Consider the following 18,090-nt stretch of genomic DNA (forward strand, 5'->3'; position numbering starts at 1 on the left):
CACACCGACGACCCGGCGATGGTTCAGGAGTCGGCGAGCAGTTCCATGGCCTCCTCGTCGGACAGCGCCTCCAGTTCCTCGATCAGCAGCTCCTCCAGCGCCTCGGCGAGGCCGGCCACCGTGCTCCGGGCGAAGACCGTGCGGATCGGCACCTCGATCCCGGTGGCCCGCCTGATCCGGGCCGCCACCCGGGTCGCCAGCAGGGAGTGCCCGCCCAGCGCGAAGAAGTCGTCGAAGACGCCGACCGGACCCGCGCCGAGCAGCTCGTCCCAGATCCCGGCCACCAGCCTCTCGGCGTCCGTCCGCGGCTCCACGCGTCCCGCGGACGGGACCGGTGCGGCCGGTTCGGGGAGCGCGGCCCGGTCGACCTTGCCGCTCGTGGTGAGCGGCAGCGCGTCCAGCGTCACCCAGGAGGTGGGGACGAGCTGGTGCGGCAGCGACCGCTCCAGGTGAACCCTGAGCGCGGCCGGGTCCGCGGTGCCGGTGACGTAGGCGACGAGCTCCTCCCCCCGGCCGGTCACGAAGGCCTGCCGCACCTCCGGGTGGGCGAGCAGGCGGCTCTCCACCTCCCCCGGTTCGATCCGGAACCCCCTGATCTTCAGCTGCGCGTCGAACCGTCCCAGGAACTCCAGCCGCCCGTCGAGACGCCACCGCGCCCGGTCGCCGGTGCGGTAGCGGCGCGCTCCCGGTGCCCCGTACGGGTCGGGGACGAACGCGCCAGCCGTCAGCGCGGGCCTGCCGAGGTAGCCGCGGGCCACCCCGGCCCCGCCGATGACCAGCTCCCCGGCCGCACCGGGCGGCAGGGGCTCTCCCCGGCCGTCGAGCACGCGGACGGTGGTCTGGCCGATCGGTGTCCCGATCGGCGGGCGGCCGGTCACGTCCCCGGCCCCGAGGTCGGCGGCGGTGGCGATCACCGTCCCCTCGGTGGGGCCGTAGGTGTTGACCAGCCGGACGCGGTCGCCGAGCAGGCCCCGCCAGCGTTCCACCGCCGGTGCCGCGACCTGCTCGCCGCCGAGGATGACCAGGCGCAGGGCGGGCGGCCAGGCCGTCTCCTCCGGTTCCTCGGTCAGCGAGTGCCAGTACGCGGTCGGCAGGTCGAGCACGGTGACCGTCCCGCCCGCGGGTGAGGACAGCAGGGCGGGCAGGGACGTCGCACCGTCGGGGAGCAGGACGAGCCTGGCCCCCGCGGCCAGCGTGGGGAAGATCTCCTCGACGTGGGTGTCGAAGCCCAGCGAGGCGAACTGCACGACCTCGTCGGCCGGGGTCAGGCCGTAGTCCGCGCGCATCCAGCGCACCCGCGCCGCCACCGCGCCGTGCTCGACCAGCACCCCCTTGGGAACGCCGGTGGAGCCCGAGGTGGTGATGACGTACGCGGCGTCCAGCGGTCCGACCGCGATCCGGCCCGGGTCACCGTCCGCAGTGACACGTGCCGTCCCGTTCCCGGTGAAAGCACCGTTCCCGGTGACAGCACCGCTTCCGGGGGAGGTCCCGTTCCCGGCGGAGGGGGCGACGGCGACACGGCCCGGGGGCGGCTCGCGCAGGGTGATCAGGCAGGTGGCCGAGGCGTCCGCCATCGAGAAGGCCAGCCGCTCGTCCGGCACCTCGGGATCGAACGGCAGGTAGGCGGCCCCGGCCTGCCAGATGGCGAGCAGCGCGACGATCGCCTCCACCGAGCGGGGCAGGCAGACGCCGACCACGTCGCCGCGCCGCACGCCGCGCTCGCGCAGGACCCCGGCGAGCGCCTGCGTGCGGGCCAGCAGCTCACCGTAGGTGACGCTCTCCCGGCCGCAGACCACGGCGACCGCCCCGGGCGCCCGCCGCGCCGCCTCGGCGATCATCCCGGGGACCGTGACGACGCCCGGGACCCCGGTCGCGCCGTCGCCGGCGACGGCACCCGCGACGGTGTCCGTGAAGGTGTCCGTGAAGGTGTCCGTGAAGGTGTCCGAGGCGGTGTCCGCGACGGCGTCCGAGGCGGTGTCCGCGACGGCGTCCGAGGCGGCGTCCGAGGCGGACAGCGCCGCGTGCCCGGCGGGCGGGACCGGCCCGGCCGGCAGCGCGCGGATGTCGGAGTGGTCGGCGTCGGTCCAGACCGGCAGCGCCGACAGCGGGGTGTCCGGGCGGGCCGCGACGGATCCGAGCAGGAGGGCGAACCTGGCGGCCAGGCGGCCGACCTCCTCCGTCTCGAACAGGCCCGTGTCGTGGCAGAAGGACAGCTCCAGGCCGTTCTGGTCGGACCACGCCTCCACCAGGAGGTCCACCTTGGCCTGCCGGAAACCGGCGTCGGCGTCGGTCACGGTCAGGTCGCCGAAGGGCCGTCGCGGACCGGCGTCCTGGGTGTGCAGGATGAGCATGGAGGGCAGCAGCGACTCGGCCGGGTGGCTGAGCTGCTCGAAGGGGACCGCGGGATTGCCCAGCGCCCCCAGGACCTCGCCGCGGGTACGGCCGATCAGCGCGGTGAACGGCGGGTCGCCCGCCAGGTCGCCGCGGAGGATCAGCGTCTGGGAGACGTACCCGACCATCGGCTCCAGCTCGACCCGGTCACGGCCCGCCACGACGGTGCCGACCAGGACGTCGTCCTGCCCGGTGTGCCGCAGCAGCAGCGTCTGGTAGGCCGCGACCAGCACCGTGAACAGGGTGGTGCGGTGCTCGGCGGCCAGCGACTCCAGCCTGCGCGCCGTGGCCGCGGGCAACCGGACGCGCTGCGTCTCGCCGCGTCCGCTCCCCTGTCCCGCGCGCCGGAACGGCAGCTCCGACGCGGGCGGGGAGGCGAGCTTCTCGCGCCAGTACGGCACGGCCCGCCCGGCCCTGCGGCGCTGCCACCGGGCGTAGTCGCTCGCCTGCACGGGCAGCGGGCGCAGCCGGGGCTCGGTCCCGGACAGCCGGGCGGTGTAGCAGTCGGCCAGGTCGTCGAGGAGGACGTTGAGCGACCAGCCGTCCGCGACGATGTGGTGCATCGTGAGGCAGAGCACGTGCTCGCCCGCGTCGACCCGGATCACCGCGACGCGCAGCGGCGGCCCGGCCTCCAGGTCGAACGGGGCGTTGACCCGCTCGGCCACCAGGTGTCCGGCGTCACCGCGATCGCCCGCGTCCAGCCATTCGACCGCGGGCGGATCGTTCTCCACCACGGCCCAGGGCACGCCCTCCTCCTCGGCGAACCGGGTGCGCGGGCTCTCGTGCCGGGACAGGACGTCGGTGAGCGCGAGCAGCAGCGCGGACCTGTCCAGCGGGCCTTCGAGCCTGCGGACCAGGTACACGTTGTAGGAGGCGTTGCCCGGGTCGAGACGCTGCAGGAGCCAGAGCCGCTCCTGCGCCGGGGACAGGGGCGCCTTCACGAGCCCGGCGCCAGTTCGTCGAAGATGGCGGCCAGTTCGTCGGCGTCGAGCCCGTCGAGCTGGTCGCGCAGCGCGGCGATCTCGGACAGGTCCAGGTCGTCGTCGTCCAGGTCGTCCAGGCATCGGGCGAGCCCCGCGACGGTCGGGTTCTCGAAGAGGGCCACGATCGGCACGGCGGCCCCGAAGCGCGACTGGACCCTGGCGATGATCTGGGCCGCGGTCAGGGAGTGCCCGCCGAGCTCGAAGAAGTCGTCGTCGACCCCGATCGGCCGGTCCACGCCCAGCACCTCGGCCCACATCGTGGCGAGCTCGTCCTCGGCGGGGGTCGAGGGTGCCCGGTAGGGGGTCGCCGGCGACGCCGTCCAGTCGGGCGCGGGGAGCGCCGCGCGGTCGAGCTTGCCGTTGGGGGTGAGCGGCAGGGCGTCGAGCGTGACGAGGTGCGCCGGGACCATGTACTCGGGCAGGCTCGCCCGCAGCCGGTCGCGCAGCGTCTCCCACAGACCCTCCGGCGCCGGTGGCCACGCGGGGACCACGTACGCCACCAGTCTGGGCAGGCCGTCCGGCCCGTCGCAGACGCCCGCGGCGGCCCGGCGTACCCGCTCCACCGAGTGCATCACGGTCTCGATCTCTCCGAGCTCGACGCGGAATCCTCTGATCTTGACCTGCCGGTCCGCCCGGCCGAGGTACTCCAGGCGCCCGTCAGGGGCGTTCCGGACCAGGTCGCCTGTGGCGTACATGCGGGCCCCGGGACGGCCGGCGAAGGGGTCGGGCAGGAACCGGGCCGCGGTCGGGCCGGGCATGCCCCGGTAGCCGCGGGCCAGCCCGTCGCCGCCGATGTGCAGCTCTCCCGCCTCGCCGTCCGGCACCGGAAGGCCGCGCTCGTCGAGGACGTACAGGAACGTCTCGGCGATCGGCCCGCCCAGGTCGATCCCGGCCGGGGACGGCTCGACGGTCCCGGCCGTGGACCACACGGTCGTCTCGGTCGGCCCGTAGACGTTCCACAGGTCCGCGCCGGGCGCGAGGAGCGCGTCGGCGAGGTCGCGGGGCAGCGCCTCTCCCCCGCAGAGCCGCAGGCGGACCGTCTCCGGTACGCCCCCGGCCTCCAGCAGGATCCGCCACGTCGCCGGGGTGGCCTGCATGACCGTGATCCGCTCGGCGACGGCCAGCGCCCGCAGTGCCGGGCCGTCGGCGGCCTGCTCGGCGGAGGCCACCACGACCCGAGCCCCGCACGCCAGCGGCAGCAGCAGTTCCAGCACGGAGATGTCGAACGACAGGGTCGTGACGGCCAGCCAGCGGTCCTCGGGCAGGAGCCCCAGCCGGTCGGCGAACGACGCGAGCAGGTTCGCCACCGCCCGGCCGGGCACCTCGACGCCCTTGGGCCGCCCGGTGGAACCCGAGGTGTAGAGCACGTACGCCAGCCCGCTCCCGGCCGGGCCGGAGAGCCCGGGAACGGGAAGACCCGGCGCGGAAAGATCGGAAACGGGAAGGCCCGAGGAGGGAAGGGCGGCACCGGACGCGGACGTGCCGCCCGGCGCCGGCGGGACCTCGCCACCGGCCGTGAGGGAGAGCACGTCGGGGACGCCGGCCAGCAGCCGCCGGTCCACGCCGGGCTGGGTCAGCACCAGGCCGATCCCGGCGTCCTCGCGCATCAGGGCCAGCCTGTCCTCGGGGAAGGCCGGGTCGAGGGGGACGTAGGCGCCGCCCGCGGCCCAGACCGCCAGGAGCGCGACGACCATCCCCGTGGTCCGTTCCATGCACAGCCCGACGGGCGTCTCCGGGCCCACCCCCCGCTCGCGCAGCACGGCGGCGAGGTCCCCGACCCGCCGGGACAGCTCCCGGTAGGTCAGCTCGCCCCCGGGGCCGCTGACGGCGACCGCGTCCGGTGCCGGGGCGGGTGAGCGGTGCGCGGATCCGGCCCGGGATCGTCCCGTTCCCGGCTCCCGCACGGATCCGGCGCCTCCGCCGGATCCCGGCATCGGCTCGGACGCCGGGTCCGGGGACGGGTCCAGGGACGGGTTCGGCGTCATCGGCACGGTCGTCACCACGGTGTTGCACCTCTCAGGTCGGACAGCCGGAGATCCGGGTCGGCCCCGGCGCGCTCCACCACGCCGGTGAAGGCCCGGGTCAGGCGCCGCGCGGTCTCGGCGGAGAACAGGTCACTGCTGTAGTCGAGGACGCCGCCGAGGCCCTCGGGCCCCCGCCAGGCGTCCACGGACACCTCGGCCTTGGTACGGCCGGCCGTGGGGACGGGACGGAACTCGGCCGACAGGTCGCCCATCGTGGTGTTCAGCAGGTGGCCCTTGGGAAGGTTGTGCAGGTTGAACATGGCCTGGTAGAGCGGCGGCCTGCCCAGGTCGCGGGGCAGGCGCAGCCCGCCCAGGATCCGCTCGAACGGCGTGCCGGCGTGCTGCAGCCCCCGGAAGAGCGTCAGCCGGGTGCGCTTGAGCAGCTCGCGGAAGGTGGGGTCGCCGGACAGGTCCGCGCGCATCACCATGGTGGTCGCGAAGTAGCCGATGAGCGGCTCGATCTCGGTGCGGTCCCGGCCCGCGACCGGCACGCCGACGCAGAAGTCGTCCTGCCCCGAGGCCCCGCCCAGGGTGACCTGGTAGGCGGCGAGCAGCGCGGTGAAGAGCGTGCAGCGAGCCGCCCTGGCGACCTCCTCCAGCCGGGTGATCGTCTCGTCGGGCACGAGCAGGCTCTCCTGCCCGCCGCGTCCGCTCCAGCGGGCCGGGCGGGGACGGTCCGGGGGGAGGTCGAGGGCGGGCGCCCCGGCGAGCGTCCTGGTCCAGTACTCCAGGTGCGAGGCGTCCTCGTCGCTCTCGGCGCGGCGCCTGTCCTCCTCGGCGATCCGCGGGTACTGGGTGGGAAGCTCCTCCAGCCGCGGCGGCCTGCCCTCCCGGTGGGCGGCGTAGCACTCGGTCACCTCCCGCATCAGCACGTCCAGCGACCAGCCGTCCACGACGATGTGGTGCAGGACGATGCAGAGCAGGACGTCGTCCTCGCCCAGCCGCAGCAGCGCGACCCGCAGCGGCGGGCCGTGCTCCAGGTCGAACGGCCGGTCGACGAACTCCACCACGGCGGGGTCGGGGTCGCCGGTGACGTCCACCGACTCCACCGGCACCGGCGCGGCGGGCACGACGATCTGGACGGGACGGTCCCCGTCCAGCCGGTAGCGGGTGCGCAGCACGTGGTGCCGCTCGACGACGCGGGTGAATGCCGCGGCGATCGCGCCGGCGTCGACCGGCCCGCGCAGCCGCACGCACCAGGGGGTGTGGTACGTGGTGTCTTCGGGATCGAACCTGCCGAGGAACCACAGGCGTTCCTGCCCGAACGACAGCGGCCAGACCTCGCCCTCCCCGGCCGGGCCGTCGTCCGTGCCCACGTCGCCCGCGCCGCCCGCGTCGCCCGTGTCCCGGCCGGTCGTGTTCCCGGGGGTCTCGGCCGCGCTCCCGTGCGTGTTCCCGGCCGTGTCCCCGGACGTGCCCCCCGACGTGTCCCGGTCCGTCGTCCCCGCGGAGCCGTTCCCGCCCCGCTCGCGGATCTCCCGCAGCAGCGCCTCGCGCCGTTCGGGAGGCAGCCGCAGCAGCCGGTCGAGCAGCGCCGCGCGCGAGCCCTGCGGCGCCTGCTCCTCCGCGGTCACCGGCCACCTCCCGGTGTCGCGGGCACGGCGATCCCCTGCCCGGCGAGCCGCCCGGCCTCCATCGGACCTGTGTCCACCGGACCGACGCCCATCGGAACGGCGTCGATCGGAGCGGCGTCCATCGGGCTCGCGCCCATCGGAACGGCGTCCACCGGTTCCGGGTGCTCCCGCGTCGCGGCGGGGCGCTCCACCGGCGTGATGCCGCACAGCTCCGCGACCCCGTCCAGCGGGACGTCCCCGGCCACCGCGGCGACGAGCAGCGTCTCCATGCCGAGCAGCAGCGCCTGGGTCGTGGAGCGCGGCACGTAGGCTGTGTCGACCATCAGGTAGAGCTGGCAGACGTCGGTGGCGGGGCCGGTGGAGAACATGGCCGTGGCGTCCACCTGCGCCCAGGAGGCGACGTGGAAGACCCTGGTCCGCCCGGTGAGGGCGGCGATCGCGGCCGGATCGCCCGGCGGGTCCACCGCGGGCAGGTGCGGCCAGTCGGTGATGGTCCTGGCGTCGTTGAAGTAGGCCGACAGGTTGATCGGCCCGCCGCGCTCGCGGCCGACCTCCTCGCGCAGCGCCATCATCCGGTACGCGTCGTACTGGGCGTTCCGGTAGGCGGTCAGCGCCTGCCGGTGCCCGGCGCGGGTGGCGTCGGCGAACGTCCCGCCGGGCAGGTCGAGGACGAAGAGCCCGTCCTGCGCTGCGGTGCCCGCCATGCTCGCGACCCGGGGGTCGTGCCGGTTGGCCACGATGAGCTGCATGACCACCTGGCGGTGCCCGGTGAGCGCGCTCAGCAGCACCGCGCTCGCCGTGGTCAGCACCGTGGACGCGCTGACCGACCAGCGCGCCGCCAGCGTCTCGGTCGCGGCCGCCGCGGCGACCGACTCCATGCCGAGCCGGATGAACCGCGGTTCCTCCGGCGTCACAGGGGGGAAGTCGAACATGGTCATGGGCACCCGCTCCAGCTGCGCGCGCCAGTGCCGCAGCGCCCGCTCGCCACGGGCCGCACCCGCCCCCTCCTGCTCGAAGGCGGCCTGGTCCATCGGCTGCCACACCGGCCCCGGCGGCTCGGCCCCGGCCAGCAGGCTCCGCCAGTCGCGCGCCAGCACGTCCAGCGCGCCACCGTCCACGGCCAGGTGGCACAGCGCGAACGCGACCATCCTGGGACGTCCGTCGACCGTCACCACCGCGCAGCGGAACGGCAGATCGGCGGCGTACTCGAACGCCCTGGCGGCCATTCCGGCGGCCAGTTCCCTGGCGGCGGCGAGCGGCTTGACGTTCGTGTCGAACACCTCGACGGTGAACCGGCCCCGGTCGGCCACGTGCTGCACCGGCCCCTCGGGCGTCTGCTCGAACGTCGTCCTCAGCGCCTCGTGCCGCTCGACGAGCGCGCGCAGGGCGGACAGGACGGCGTCGAGGTCGCGCCTGCCGTAGACCGGCAGCACCCAGGACATGTTGTAGAACGGGTCGTCGTCGTCCAGCCACCGGGTGAGCCGCCAGAAGGCCAGCTGACCCCAGGTGAACGGCGAGTCGCCGCCTCGCGCGCCCGTGAACTCCACCGTCTCGGAGGACAGCGGAACCAGACCGTCCGCCGTCGCCGTCATCGGGACCTGCCGATCTCCTCGACGACGCCCGCGACGGTCGGGGTGTCGATGAACACCTCGAAGGAGAGCTCGACGCCGAGCCGGTCCCGGACCCGGGCGATGATCTGGGTGATGGTCAGCGAGTGCCCGCCGAGGTCGAACAGGTCGTCCTCCGGGCCGACCTCGTCCGTCCCGAGCGCCTCGCACCAGATCTCCGTCACCACCCGCACGAGTTCCGCGTCCGCCCCCTGCGTGGCGGGCGCGACCGCCGGGGACGCGACCGCGACGGAGCCCGCCGCTTCCGCCGCTCCAGCGGCTCCAGCGGCTTCCGCGGGGACGGCGCGGACGACCCGGGCGGGCAGGGGGAGCTCGTCGATCGAAGTGCCGGGACGGGCGGCGACGCCCTCCAGCAGGACCCGCAGGTCCTCGGCGACCCGCTCGCAGGCGGCGCGGCCGATGGCCTCGGGGTTGAACCGCAGGTGGGCCCGCATCCCGTCCGGGCCGTCGACGATCTGCAGGTGCAGGGTGTTGCGGACCGCGCCGTTGGAGGCCGACCAGTCGACCGAGGTCTCCAGGCCGTCGAAGGAGGGGTCGGCGCCCGAGCGTCCCCGGTAGCTGAGCGAGACCGGGGTGAGCGCGGCGCGCGGGCTGATCCCGCCCAGGGCCCTGGCCAGCGGGACCTCCCGGAAGCGGTAGATCGCCCGCACCTCCTCCCGCACCGACCGGGCGAACTCGGCGAACGTCCCCGCCGGGCGGGACACCACGGGCAGCTCGTTGACGAACGCCCCCACGTGCTCGCGCGTCTCCTCGGTCCTGGTGGACAGGTCCACGGCCACCGCGACCGTGGTGTTGCCGTACCCGTACAGCAGCGTGTGCAGGACGGCCAGCACCGTCTCGAAGCGGGTCAGGCCCAGCGGCCCGGCGATCGCGGCGACCTCGTCGCCGAGGTGCAGGTCCAGGGTGTCGCCGGGGGCGGCGCGCAGCGAGGGACGGGCCGGGCCGGGCAGCGCCACCTCCTGCTCGTCGTGCCAGCGCGGGCGCCAGAACTCCGCGGCCTCCTCCAGCGCGGCGGCCACCCGCTCCTGTTCGGTACGGACCGCCTCCCCGTACGAGATCGGCAGGGGGGCCGGCGCGGACCCCGCGTAGGCGGCGGCGAGGTCGCGGAGCAGGACCTCCTTCGACATGCCGTCGAAGACGGCGTGGTGGGCGACGACCTGCAGCAGGTGACGGCCGGGGGCGAGCCTGAACAGGGTGAACCTGGACGGCGGGCCGGTCTCCAGGTCGAAGGGGCGGGCCACCTCGGCCTCGAGGGCCTGGTCGATCGCGGCCTCCGGAGCGGCCTCGCCGGAGGGCCCGGACAGGTCGGTGAACCGGATCTGCGGCGGCGCCTCACCGGTGAGCAGCCGGATCTCGCCGTCCCGCTCCGCCAGGACCGCGGCGAGCACGGGGTGGCGCCCGACGACGGCCGCGCAGGCGGCGAGCAGCGCGTCCACGTCGAGCGGGCCGTCGAACCGCACGGTCAGCGGCATCGCGTAGGCCCGGCCGCCGGCACCCGTCCGCTCGGTGATCCACATTCCCTGCTGGGCGAAGGACGCCCTTTCCCATCCGTCTATCAGCGGCAGCGACATTTCAGGTGCCCTCCGTCCGGCCTGCCGCGGCGGCCTCGAACAGGCCCCGCAGCTCCCTTTTGATGACTTTTCCCGACTGGTTCCTGGGCAGGGCGTCGACCACGAGCACCCGGTCGGGAAGCTCGTGCCCGGCCAGGCGCTCCATCAGGAAGGCGCGCAGCTCCCCGGCGAACCCCCCGCCGGGACCCCCGGGACCCGACGGCTCCCCGTCCCCGTCCGGCCGGTCGGACCGGGTGGAACGCAGCACCACCGCGGCGGCGACGACGGTGCCGAGCACCGGGTGCGGGACGCCGACCACCGCGGCCTCGGCGACGTCCTCGTGCTCGTGCAGCGCCGCCTCCACCTGGATCGTCGAGACCTTGAACGCTCCCGACTTGACCACGTCGCCCTCCCGGTCGACGAGGTGGAGGTAACCGCCGTCGTCCAGGTAGCCGAGGTCCCCCATCCGCACCCAGCCGTCGCGGAACGTCTCGGTGCCGGAGCGCTCGTCCCGGTAGTAGGAACGCGGCGCGGTGGGCGAGCGCAGCCAGACCTCACCGGTCTCGCCCCTGGGCAGCGCGCGGCCCTGGGGGTCGGCGACGCGCAGCGCGGCTCCGGCCGCCGGTCTGCCCAGCGCCCCCGGCCGGGACGGATCGAAGATCATGATCGTCTGGGCGGGGGCCGCCTCGGTGGAGGTGTAGTAGTTGGTGATCGTCGCCTTGGGGAAGGCGGCGGCCAGCCGTACGGCCACCGCCGGCGGGAGGGCCGAGGCCGCCGAGCCGAGCAGCAGGACGCTCGACATGTCGTGCCGCTCGTGCAGGCCCGCGTTGAGGAACTCGATCGCCATGGCCGGGACCACGAACACGGTCCCCACGCCCCGCGACTCGATCAGCCTGGCGAAGCGGGCGGGGGTGAAGCGCGCCAGGGTGAGCATGGCCGGGCGGGCGTCCAGCGCGTTGATCAGCATCGTCTGGCCGGCGTTGGTGCCGATCGGGAAGGCGTGCAGCAGGTGGCGCGAGTGGCCGAACCTGCGCCGGTTCGGCCGGGTCTCGCAGCCGTACGCCAGGTTCGCGTGGCTGGCGCCCACCCCCTTGGGCAGGCCGGTGGTGCCGGAGGTGTAGAGGATCTGGGCCAGGTCGCCGGGTGAGACCCGGACGTCGGGCGGGGTGTCCGTGCCGTCCTCCAGGTCGGCGACGGCCGCGCTCCACCGGTCGCTCCCGCCGGGAGGGACCAGGCCGGTCCCGCACAGCACCGCCGATGCCGAGCAGTGCTCCAGCATGTGCCGGACCTCGGCGGGGGCGAGCCGGTCGGAGACGGGTACGGCGACCGCCCCGGCCTTGAGGACCGCGCAGTAGGCGACCGAGAAGTCGGCCCAGTCCCGGCTGCCGAACAGCAGCCCGATCCGGTCGCCGTGCCGCACGCCCCGCTCCAGCAGGCCGTGCGCGACCGCGTCCGAGCGGCGCTCCCACTCGCCGAAGGTCAGCTCCGGGCCGCCCTCGACGACGACCGCCGCCCGGTCCGGCTCCTGCGCGGCGCGCAGCCGGAGCATCCCGGGAACGGTCGCCGGGGCCGGGACGGGGGCCGGCCTCGCCGGTCTCGCCGGGGTCGCCGGGGTCGCCGGGGTCGGCGAGACCGTCGGCGCCGTCACGGTCGCGGGCGTCGGCGGGGTCGCCGGGGAGGTCACGGCGTCCTCTCGTTCACGTATCCGACCAGCAGCGGGAAGCTGTCCAGGTAGGCGGCCTCGCCGTCCAGGTCGAGGGTGACGTCGAACTCCTCCTCCACCGCGTCGATGAGCCGGAGCAGCCCAAGCGAGGTGACACCGAGCGCGGACAGCGAACCGTCCGAACCGAGGATCTCCTGAGCGGTCGGCCGCCCGTCGCAGGCGGTGGAGATCATGGCGGCGATCCTAGGGGCCAGCGGGCCGGTCATGCTCTGACCTCTTCCGTTTCTTTTTCCGTACGGTTTCTGTTGCGGGCACGGCTCTGCAGGGTCTCGAAACCGACCAGGTCGTCGGGGAGCGCGTCGGGGACGTCGACGTCGAAACGGGCCAGCACCCGCACCCGCATGGCGACCAGCGCGATGAGCGCGATGGCCAGCCCGAAGCACACGTACATGAAGCCGATGCCGCGTCCCTCGCCGGTGCCGAGCACCAGGCCGACCGTGCCGGCCAGCGGCCCGCCGGGCGCCATCAGCGGTTCGAACACGGCGCTGCCGTACGGGGCCACCAGGCCGAAGCCGATCGGCAGGGTGGACCAGGCGACGAGCGTGTTGAGCGCGATGACCCGGCCGTGGAAGCGCTGCGGCACCTTGACCTGGATGATCGTGGCGTAGACGCCGTTGAGCATCGTCAGGCAGAACGACATGCCGAAGGCCCCGGCCCCGATCACGACGAGGTTCTGCTGCAGGCCGGTGAGCACGCAGAACACCGCGAGGGTGAGCGTGGCCAGCAGCACCCCGTACAGGCGGCGCCTGCGGGGTCCGCCCCAGACGGTCATGGTCAGGCCGCCGAGGAAGACGCCGAGCCCTCCGGCGAACGCGATCGCGCCGACGTCGTCGAGCGTGGCGAACGACAGCACCAGCGGCGAGACCATCAGGAAGAGCGGTGACAGGAAGACGTTCAGCACCGCGAAGAACACGAGCATGCCGCGGAAGCCGGTGTTGCCCCAGGAGTAGCGGATGCCGTTGGCCATCTCGGCCAGGACGCTCTCCCTGCGGCGCCACGGCATGGCCGACGGGAAGCGGACGAAGAGCAGGACCAGCGTGGCGACCGCGTAGCTGACCACGTCGATGATGAGGATGCCCCCCAGCCCGATGGTGGCCATCAGGCCCGTCGCGATCAGCGGCACGATGAGCTGGGCGGTGCCGGTGGCCATCTGCACCACCCCGTTGGCGTGCCCGAGGAACCGTTTGGGGACCAGCTGAGGGATCGCCGAGCCGTACGCGAACCGCTGGAAGGTGAGCGCGACCGACAGGCAGACCAGCAGCGGGTAGATGTGCCAGATCTGCAGGTTCCCGGTCCAGAGCAGCACGCCGAGCACGAGCTGTGTGCTCCCCGCGGCGACGTCCCCGCAGAGCATGACCTTGCGCCGGTCGTAGCGGTCCACGATCGCCCCGGCGAGCGGCGCCACGAGCATGCCCGGCACCAGGCCGAGCACCGCGAAGAGCGCGAACCTCACCAGCGAGCCGGTGGTCAGGTAGATCCAGATCGGGATGGCGAACTCGGTCAGCGCCGATCCGGTGATCGACACGAGCTGTCCGATCGAGACCAGCAGGAACCGCCGCATCCCGGGCGGGGGTCCCGTCGTCGCGGCGGGCCGGTCCGGCCCGGTCACGGACGCCCCAGAGCCCCCGGCGCCCCCGGCGCCCCCGGCGCCCCCGGAGTCCGGGGACGGGTCGGGGACCAGCGACAGCGCGCGGCCCGGGGACGATCCCGGGACCGGGGACGGCGCGGGGACGGGCGGCGGCCCGGAGACGCCCTGGAGCCACCAGGTGGAGTCCTCGGTGCGCTCCAGCGGCGCCGTCCGCCCGGAGGCGAGGGCCAGGTGGGTGCCGGTGAGGATGTCGGCCAGCTCGCGGGCGCGGTACTTCACGAAGAAGTGCCCGGCCTCGTCGAGCACCACGCAGGCGGCGGTGCCGGACAGGTGCCGCCACTCGCGGTAGCGCTCCTGGTAGAACTCGGTCGCCGGGTCCCGCTCTCCCACCACCGAGATGATCGGCGCCTGGAACGGGCGGGTATCCTCCTCGAACAGCCGGGTGAAGTAGCGCTCGGCCGTCCGGGTGCCGTTGCGGCGGTTCTCGATGATCAGCTTGAGCTGGTCGCGCTCGAACTCCTCGACGTCCAGACCGGCCGCGGCCAGGGCGTTGATCCTGCCCTGGTCGCTGGTCAGCCGGTCCATCAGGGTGCCGAGCCGGCCCAGGCCGCGGCCGGGACGGGCGAAGGGGAACACACCGCCGAGGTAGATCGCGTCGACCGGGCGGCCGGCCTCCTCCAGGTGGCGGGCGATCTCGGTGACCAGCATGACGCCGAGCCCGCAGTGCCCGTACAGGATCAGCGATCCCTTGATCCCGGCGAGGATCTCGTCGGCGCACTCGCGGGCGACCTCGTCGAAGGGACGGGACCGCTCGCCGAGCTCGTGCCCGGGGACCGCGACCGAGTACAGCGCCCAGTCCGCGGGCAGCTCGTCGGCCAGCGGCTGGTAGACGACGGCGCTGCCGCCGCCGAACGGGACGCAGACCATGGTGGCCGAGGCCGTCCTGGCCGGGGTGAGCCGGTGCAGCAGCCCTGCCGCACCCTCGTCGCCGCTCTCCAGCAACCGCGCCAGGTCCCTGACCGTACGGTTCTTGAACAGCTCCAGCACGGTCGGCACCCGGCCGGGAACCTCCTTGCGCAACCGGGCGATCACCCGCATGGCGAGCAGCGAGTGGCCGCCCAGGTCGAAGAAGTCGTCGAGCGCGCCGACCCGTTCCACCTCCAGGACGTCCGCCCAAATCGCGGCGACCGTCTCCTCCAGCGGGGTCTCGGGCGGTACGGACCCGGCGGACGGCGCCTCGGCGCCCGGGTCGGGCAGCCTGGACCTGTCGACCTTGCCGTGCGACTTCAGCGGCAGCTCGTCCAGCCAGAGGTAGCGGGCCGGGACCATGTAGTCGGGGAGCCGCTGCGCCAGCCACGACCGCAGCTCCGCACCGCTGAGAACCGCGCCGTCCGCGGCCGCGTCGCCGTTCAGAGTCGCGCCGCCGAGGACCGCGCCGTCGGCGACGGCGCCGTTCGGGGTCGCGCCGTTCGACGCACGGCCACCCGCGGCCGGGGCGACCAGGTAGGCGACCAGGCGCCCGCCGCGCAGTTCCACGACCGCGTGCGCCACCCCGGGGTGCTCGGCGAGCACCGCCTCGATCTCGCCCGGCTCCACCCGGTAGCCGCGGACCTTCAGCTGCAGGTCGCGGCGGCCGAGGAACTCCAGTTCCCCGCCGGGAAGCCAGCGGCCGAGGTCCCCGGTCCGGTACATCCGGGTCCCGGGGGCGCCGTACGGGTCGGGCAGGAAGCGGTCGGCGGTGAGAGCGGGGCGGTTGAGGTACCCGCGGGCGAGCCGGTCACCGCCGAGGAAGATCTCACCGGGCACACCGGCCGGGACCGGCCGCAGGTCGTCGTCGAGCACCCGTACCAGGGCGCCGGGCATGGGAGAGCCGATGGGCAGGACCGTCCCGGCCGCCACCGTGCCCCCGCCCGCGACCGCGTCGCTTGAGACACCGTCGGGACCGTCGGGGACGACGCTTCCCGGGACGACCGGGTAGGTGGTGACGCCGACGGTGGCCTCGGTGGGGCCGTAGTGGTTGACCACCCGGCACCGCCCGGTCGCCGCGAGCCCGGCCGCCCAGGCCCGGGGGGCGGCCTCGCCGCCGAGGATCAGCAGCCTGCGGGGGAGCAGTTCCTCGGGGGTGGCGTCGGCCAGCAGCGCCGCCAGGTGGGACGGCGTGATCTTGAGGTAGTCGAGGCCGTTCCGGCGGAAGTACGCGGCCAGCTCGGGCCCGGCCGTGCGGGAGGGGATCAGGTGCAGCGCTCCCCCGCTCATCAGGCAGAGGTAGAAGATCGTGACCCCGAAGTCGAACGCGAGGGACTGCAGCAGCCCGTACACCCCGCCGGGTTCGATCTCCAGCCGCTCGCGCACCCCGGCCAGGTAGACCATCACCTGCCGGTGCTGCACGGCCACGCCCTTGGGCCGGCCGGTGGTCCCGGAGGTGTAGATGACGTAGGCCAGGTCGTCGGGGGTGACGCCGGGCACGGGCTCCCCGTCGTTCCCGTCCGGCCCGTCCTCGTACTCCGCCCCGCGTCCGTCCGGGCCCGCGGCCAGGACCACGGGCAGGTCGCCCGGCGCGCGGTCGCGCAGTTCCGGGGTGGTCACGACCGCCCTCGCGCCGGCGTCGGAGAGCACGTACGCGAGCCGCTCGGCCGGGTGCTCGGGGTCCAGCGGCAGGTAGGCGGCACCGGCCTTGAGCACGCCGAGCACCGCGACGGCCGTCTCGGCCGACTGTTCCAGCAGGACGGCCACCCGGTCGCCGACGCCCACGCCCCGGCTCCGCAGCAGGCGGGCGAGCCTGCCGGCCCGCCGCTCCAGCTCCGCGTAGGTCAGCGAGACCTCACCGGCGACGACCGCGACGGCGTCCGGGACGAGCCGGGCGCGTTCGGTCACGGCCTCGTGCAGCAGGCCCGGGCCCAGCGGCGTCACCGGGCCGGACTCGCCGAGCGCCAGCACCCGGCGGCGCTCGTCCGGCGGCAGGAACTCCAGCTCGGAGATCCGCGCGGCCGGGTCGGCGACGACGGACCTCAGCAGCTGCTCGAAGCAGGCCGCCATCCGCTCGACCGTGCCGGGGCGGAACAGCGCGGTGGCGTAGGTGAAGTGGCCGAGCAGGCCCTCGGGGGTGTCGAACAGGTAGAGGGCGAGGTCGAACCGGCTGGCCGTGACCGTGACCGGGAGCGGGGTCATGGTCAGCCCCGGGGTGTCCAGCGGCCGGGACCGGTAGTTCTGCAGGGCGAACATCACCTGGAACACCGGCGAACGGCCGACGTCCCGCTCCACCCCCAGCTCCCCGACCAGCCGGTCGAAGGGGAGCTCCTGGTGGGCGTAGGCGTCCAGCGCCGTCTCCCTGACCCGCTCCAGCAGCCCGGCGAACGTGGGGTCGCCGGACAGGTCGGCGCGCATCGGCAGCGAGTTGACGAACACCCCGACCACGCGCTCCAGCTCGGGCAGGTCCCGGCCGGAGACGGGCGAGCCGACGGCGAAGTCGCGCTGTCCCGAGTAACGCCAGAGCAGCACCTCGAACGCGGCCAGCAGCGTCATGTACGGGGTGGCGCCGCAGGAGCGGCCGAGCGCGGTGATCGCCTCGGTGAGGGCGGGGTCCAGGCTCACGCCGCAGGCGGCGCCCCGCCAGCCCTGCTCGGCCGGCCGGGGGTGGTCGGTGGGCAGCTCCAGCGGGGCCAGCCCGTCCAGGCGCCGCCGCCAGTACACGACGTCCTCGGCGTGCTCGCGCCCGCGCTGCCAGTGCGCGTAGTCGCCGTAGCGCACCCGCACCGCCGGCAGCCCCGCCTCGCGGTCATCGCGGTAGGCGGCGTGCAGGGTGAGGAGTTCCTCCATGACGATGTCGCACGACCAGCCGTCGGTCACCGCGTGGTGCATGGTGAGCAGCAGCACGTGCTCGGCCGGGCCGCGCCGCACCAGGAGCGCCCGCAGCAGCGGTCCGGTGGCCAGGTCGAAGGGCCTGGCCGTCTCGGCGTCGATCTCGGCGGGGTCGTCGGTGATCCGCAGCTCGGCCGCGGGCGCGTCGTCCACGACGACCGCGGGCCCGCCGTCCTCGGTGGTGACCACCCGGGTGCGCAGGCTCTCGTGCCGCAGCGTCACCTCGGTCAGGGCGCGGCCGAGGGCCGCCTCGTCGATCTCCCCCTCCAGAGTGGCGGCGAAGGCCACGGTGTACGCGGCGGTGCCCGGGGCGTACTGCTCCAGGAACCACAGGCGCTCCTGTGCCGCCGAGAGCGGCGGCGCCGTGTCCGCCGGACGCGGCGGGATCGACGTCGCGACGACGCGACCGCCCAGACGCTGGGCGAGCAGTGCTTTCTTGGCCGGTGAGAGGCCGGTTCGCGTCACGACACCTCCGTGCTGGCGAGGAGAACCACCCGAGCCCCCTCGCGGTGGTTGAGAACAGGGCCGCCCGAGTGGGCGGTCCCATGGCGGCCGAGCGGATCGGCGCGTCCCAGACGGGACGAACCGGTTCGATGGCGTGATGATCGGCGCGGATGTTCTCCGCCGCCGGGTGACGCTGGTGCGGCCGGGATGAGTCCACCCGTCCGAGCGCGTCGTCCGCCGTGCGGGCACGGCGACGTGGGAACGCTCCCACGAAGGAGGCTAGGGATGACACGCCAAATTCGTCAAGGTTTCAGCATCGTTTTCGAG

At 74.5% G+C, this 18,090-nt stretch carries 8 protein-coding genes; all 8 read right to left on the reverse strand.

All coding sequences use genetic code 11. The features are described 5' to 3' along the window. Positions 1–23: 23 nt before the first annotated feature. From ABD832_RS30075 to ABD832_RS30110, 8 genes are read right to left on the reverse strand one after another with little or no spacing between them, the layout of a single operon-like run. Positions 24–3,332, reverse strand: a complete 3,309-nt coding sequence (locus ABD832_RS30075) for an amino acid adenylation domain-containing protein (RefSeq protein WP_344901659.1) — start codon at positions 3,330–3,332, stop codon at positions 24–26. Further along, entirely contained in the window at positions 3,329–5,377 is a 2,049-nt protein-coding gene (locus ABD832_RS30080) for a non-ribosomal peptide synthetase (protein ID WP_344901662.1), read from the reverse strand. The genes ABD832_RS30075 and ABD832_RS30080 overlap by 4 nt, the downstream gene beginning before the upstream one ends. Then, positions 5,371–6,972 (reverse strand): condensation domain-containing protein, encoded by a 1,602-nt coding sequence (locus tag ABD832_RS30085; RefSeq protein WP_344901665.1) that lies wholly within the window; start codon positions 6,970–6,972, stop codon positions 5,371–5,373. The genes ABD832_RS30080 and ABD832_RS30085 overlap by 7 nt, the downstream gene beginning before the upstream one ends. Further along, positions 6,969–8,564, reverse strand: a complete 1,596-nt coding sequence (locus ABD832_RS30090) for a condensation domain-containing protein (protein WP_344901668.1) — start codon at positions 8,562–8,564, stop codon at positions 6,969–6,971. The genes ABD832_RS30085 and ABD832_RS30090 overlap by 4 nt, the downstream gene beginning before the upstream one ends. Continuing rightward, positions 8,561–10,171 (reverse strand): condensation domain-containing protein, encoded by a 1,611-nt coding sequence (locus ABD832_RS30095; RefSeq protein WP_344901671.1) that lies wholly within the window; start codon positions 10,169–10,171, stop codon positions 8,561–8,563. The genes ABD832_RS30090 and ABD832_RS30095 overlap by 4 nt, the downstream gene beginning before the upstream one ends. A gap of 1 nt (position 10,172) precedes the next feature. After that, entirely contained in the window at positions 10,173–11,834 is a 1,662-nt protein-coding gene (locus ABD832_RS30100) for a class I adenylate-forming enzyme family protein (protein ID WP_344901673.1), read from the reverse strand. Further along, a complete protein-coding gene (locus ABD832_RS30105; protein ID WP_344901676.1) occupies positions 11,831–12,079 on the reverse strand; it encodes an acyl carrier protein in 249 nt (82 codons plus the stop codon). The genes ABD832_RS30100 and ABD832_RS30105 overlap by 4 nt, the downstream gene beginning before the upstream one ends. Then, entirely contained in the window at positions 12,076–17,784 is a 5,709-nt protein-coding gene (locus ABD832_RS30110; protein ID WP_344901679.1) for a non-ribosomal peptide synthetase/MFS transporter, read from the reverse strand. Before ABD832_RS30110 ends, ABD832_RS30105 begins: the two co-directional genes overlap by 4 nt. Positions 17,785–18,090: the final 306 nt, after the last annotated feature.

The sequence above is a fragment of the Streptosporangium longisporum genome (assembly GCF_039534895.1).
Classification (GTDB): Bacteria; Actinomycetota; Actinomycetes; order Streptosporangiales; family Streptosporangiaceae; genus Streptosporangium; species Streptosporangium longisporum.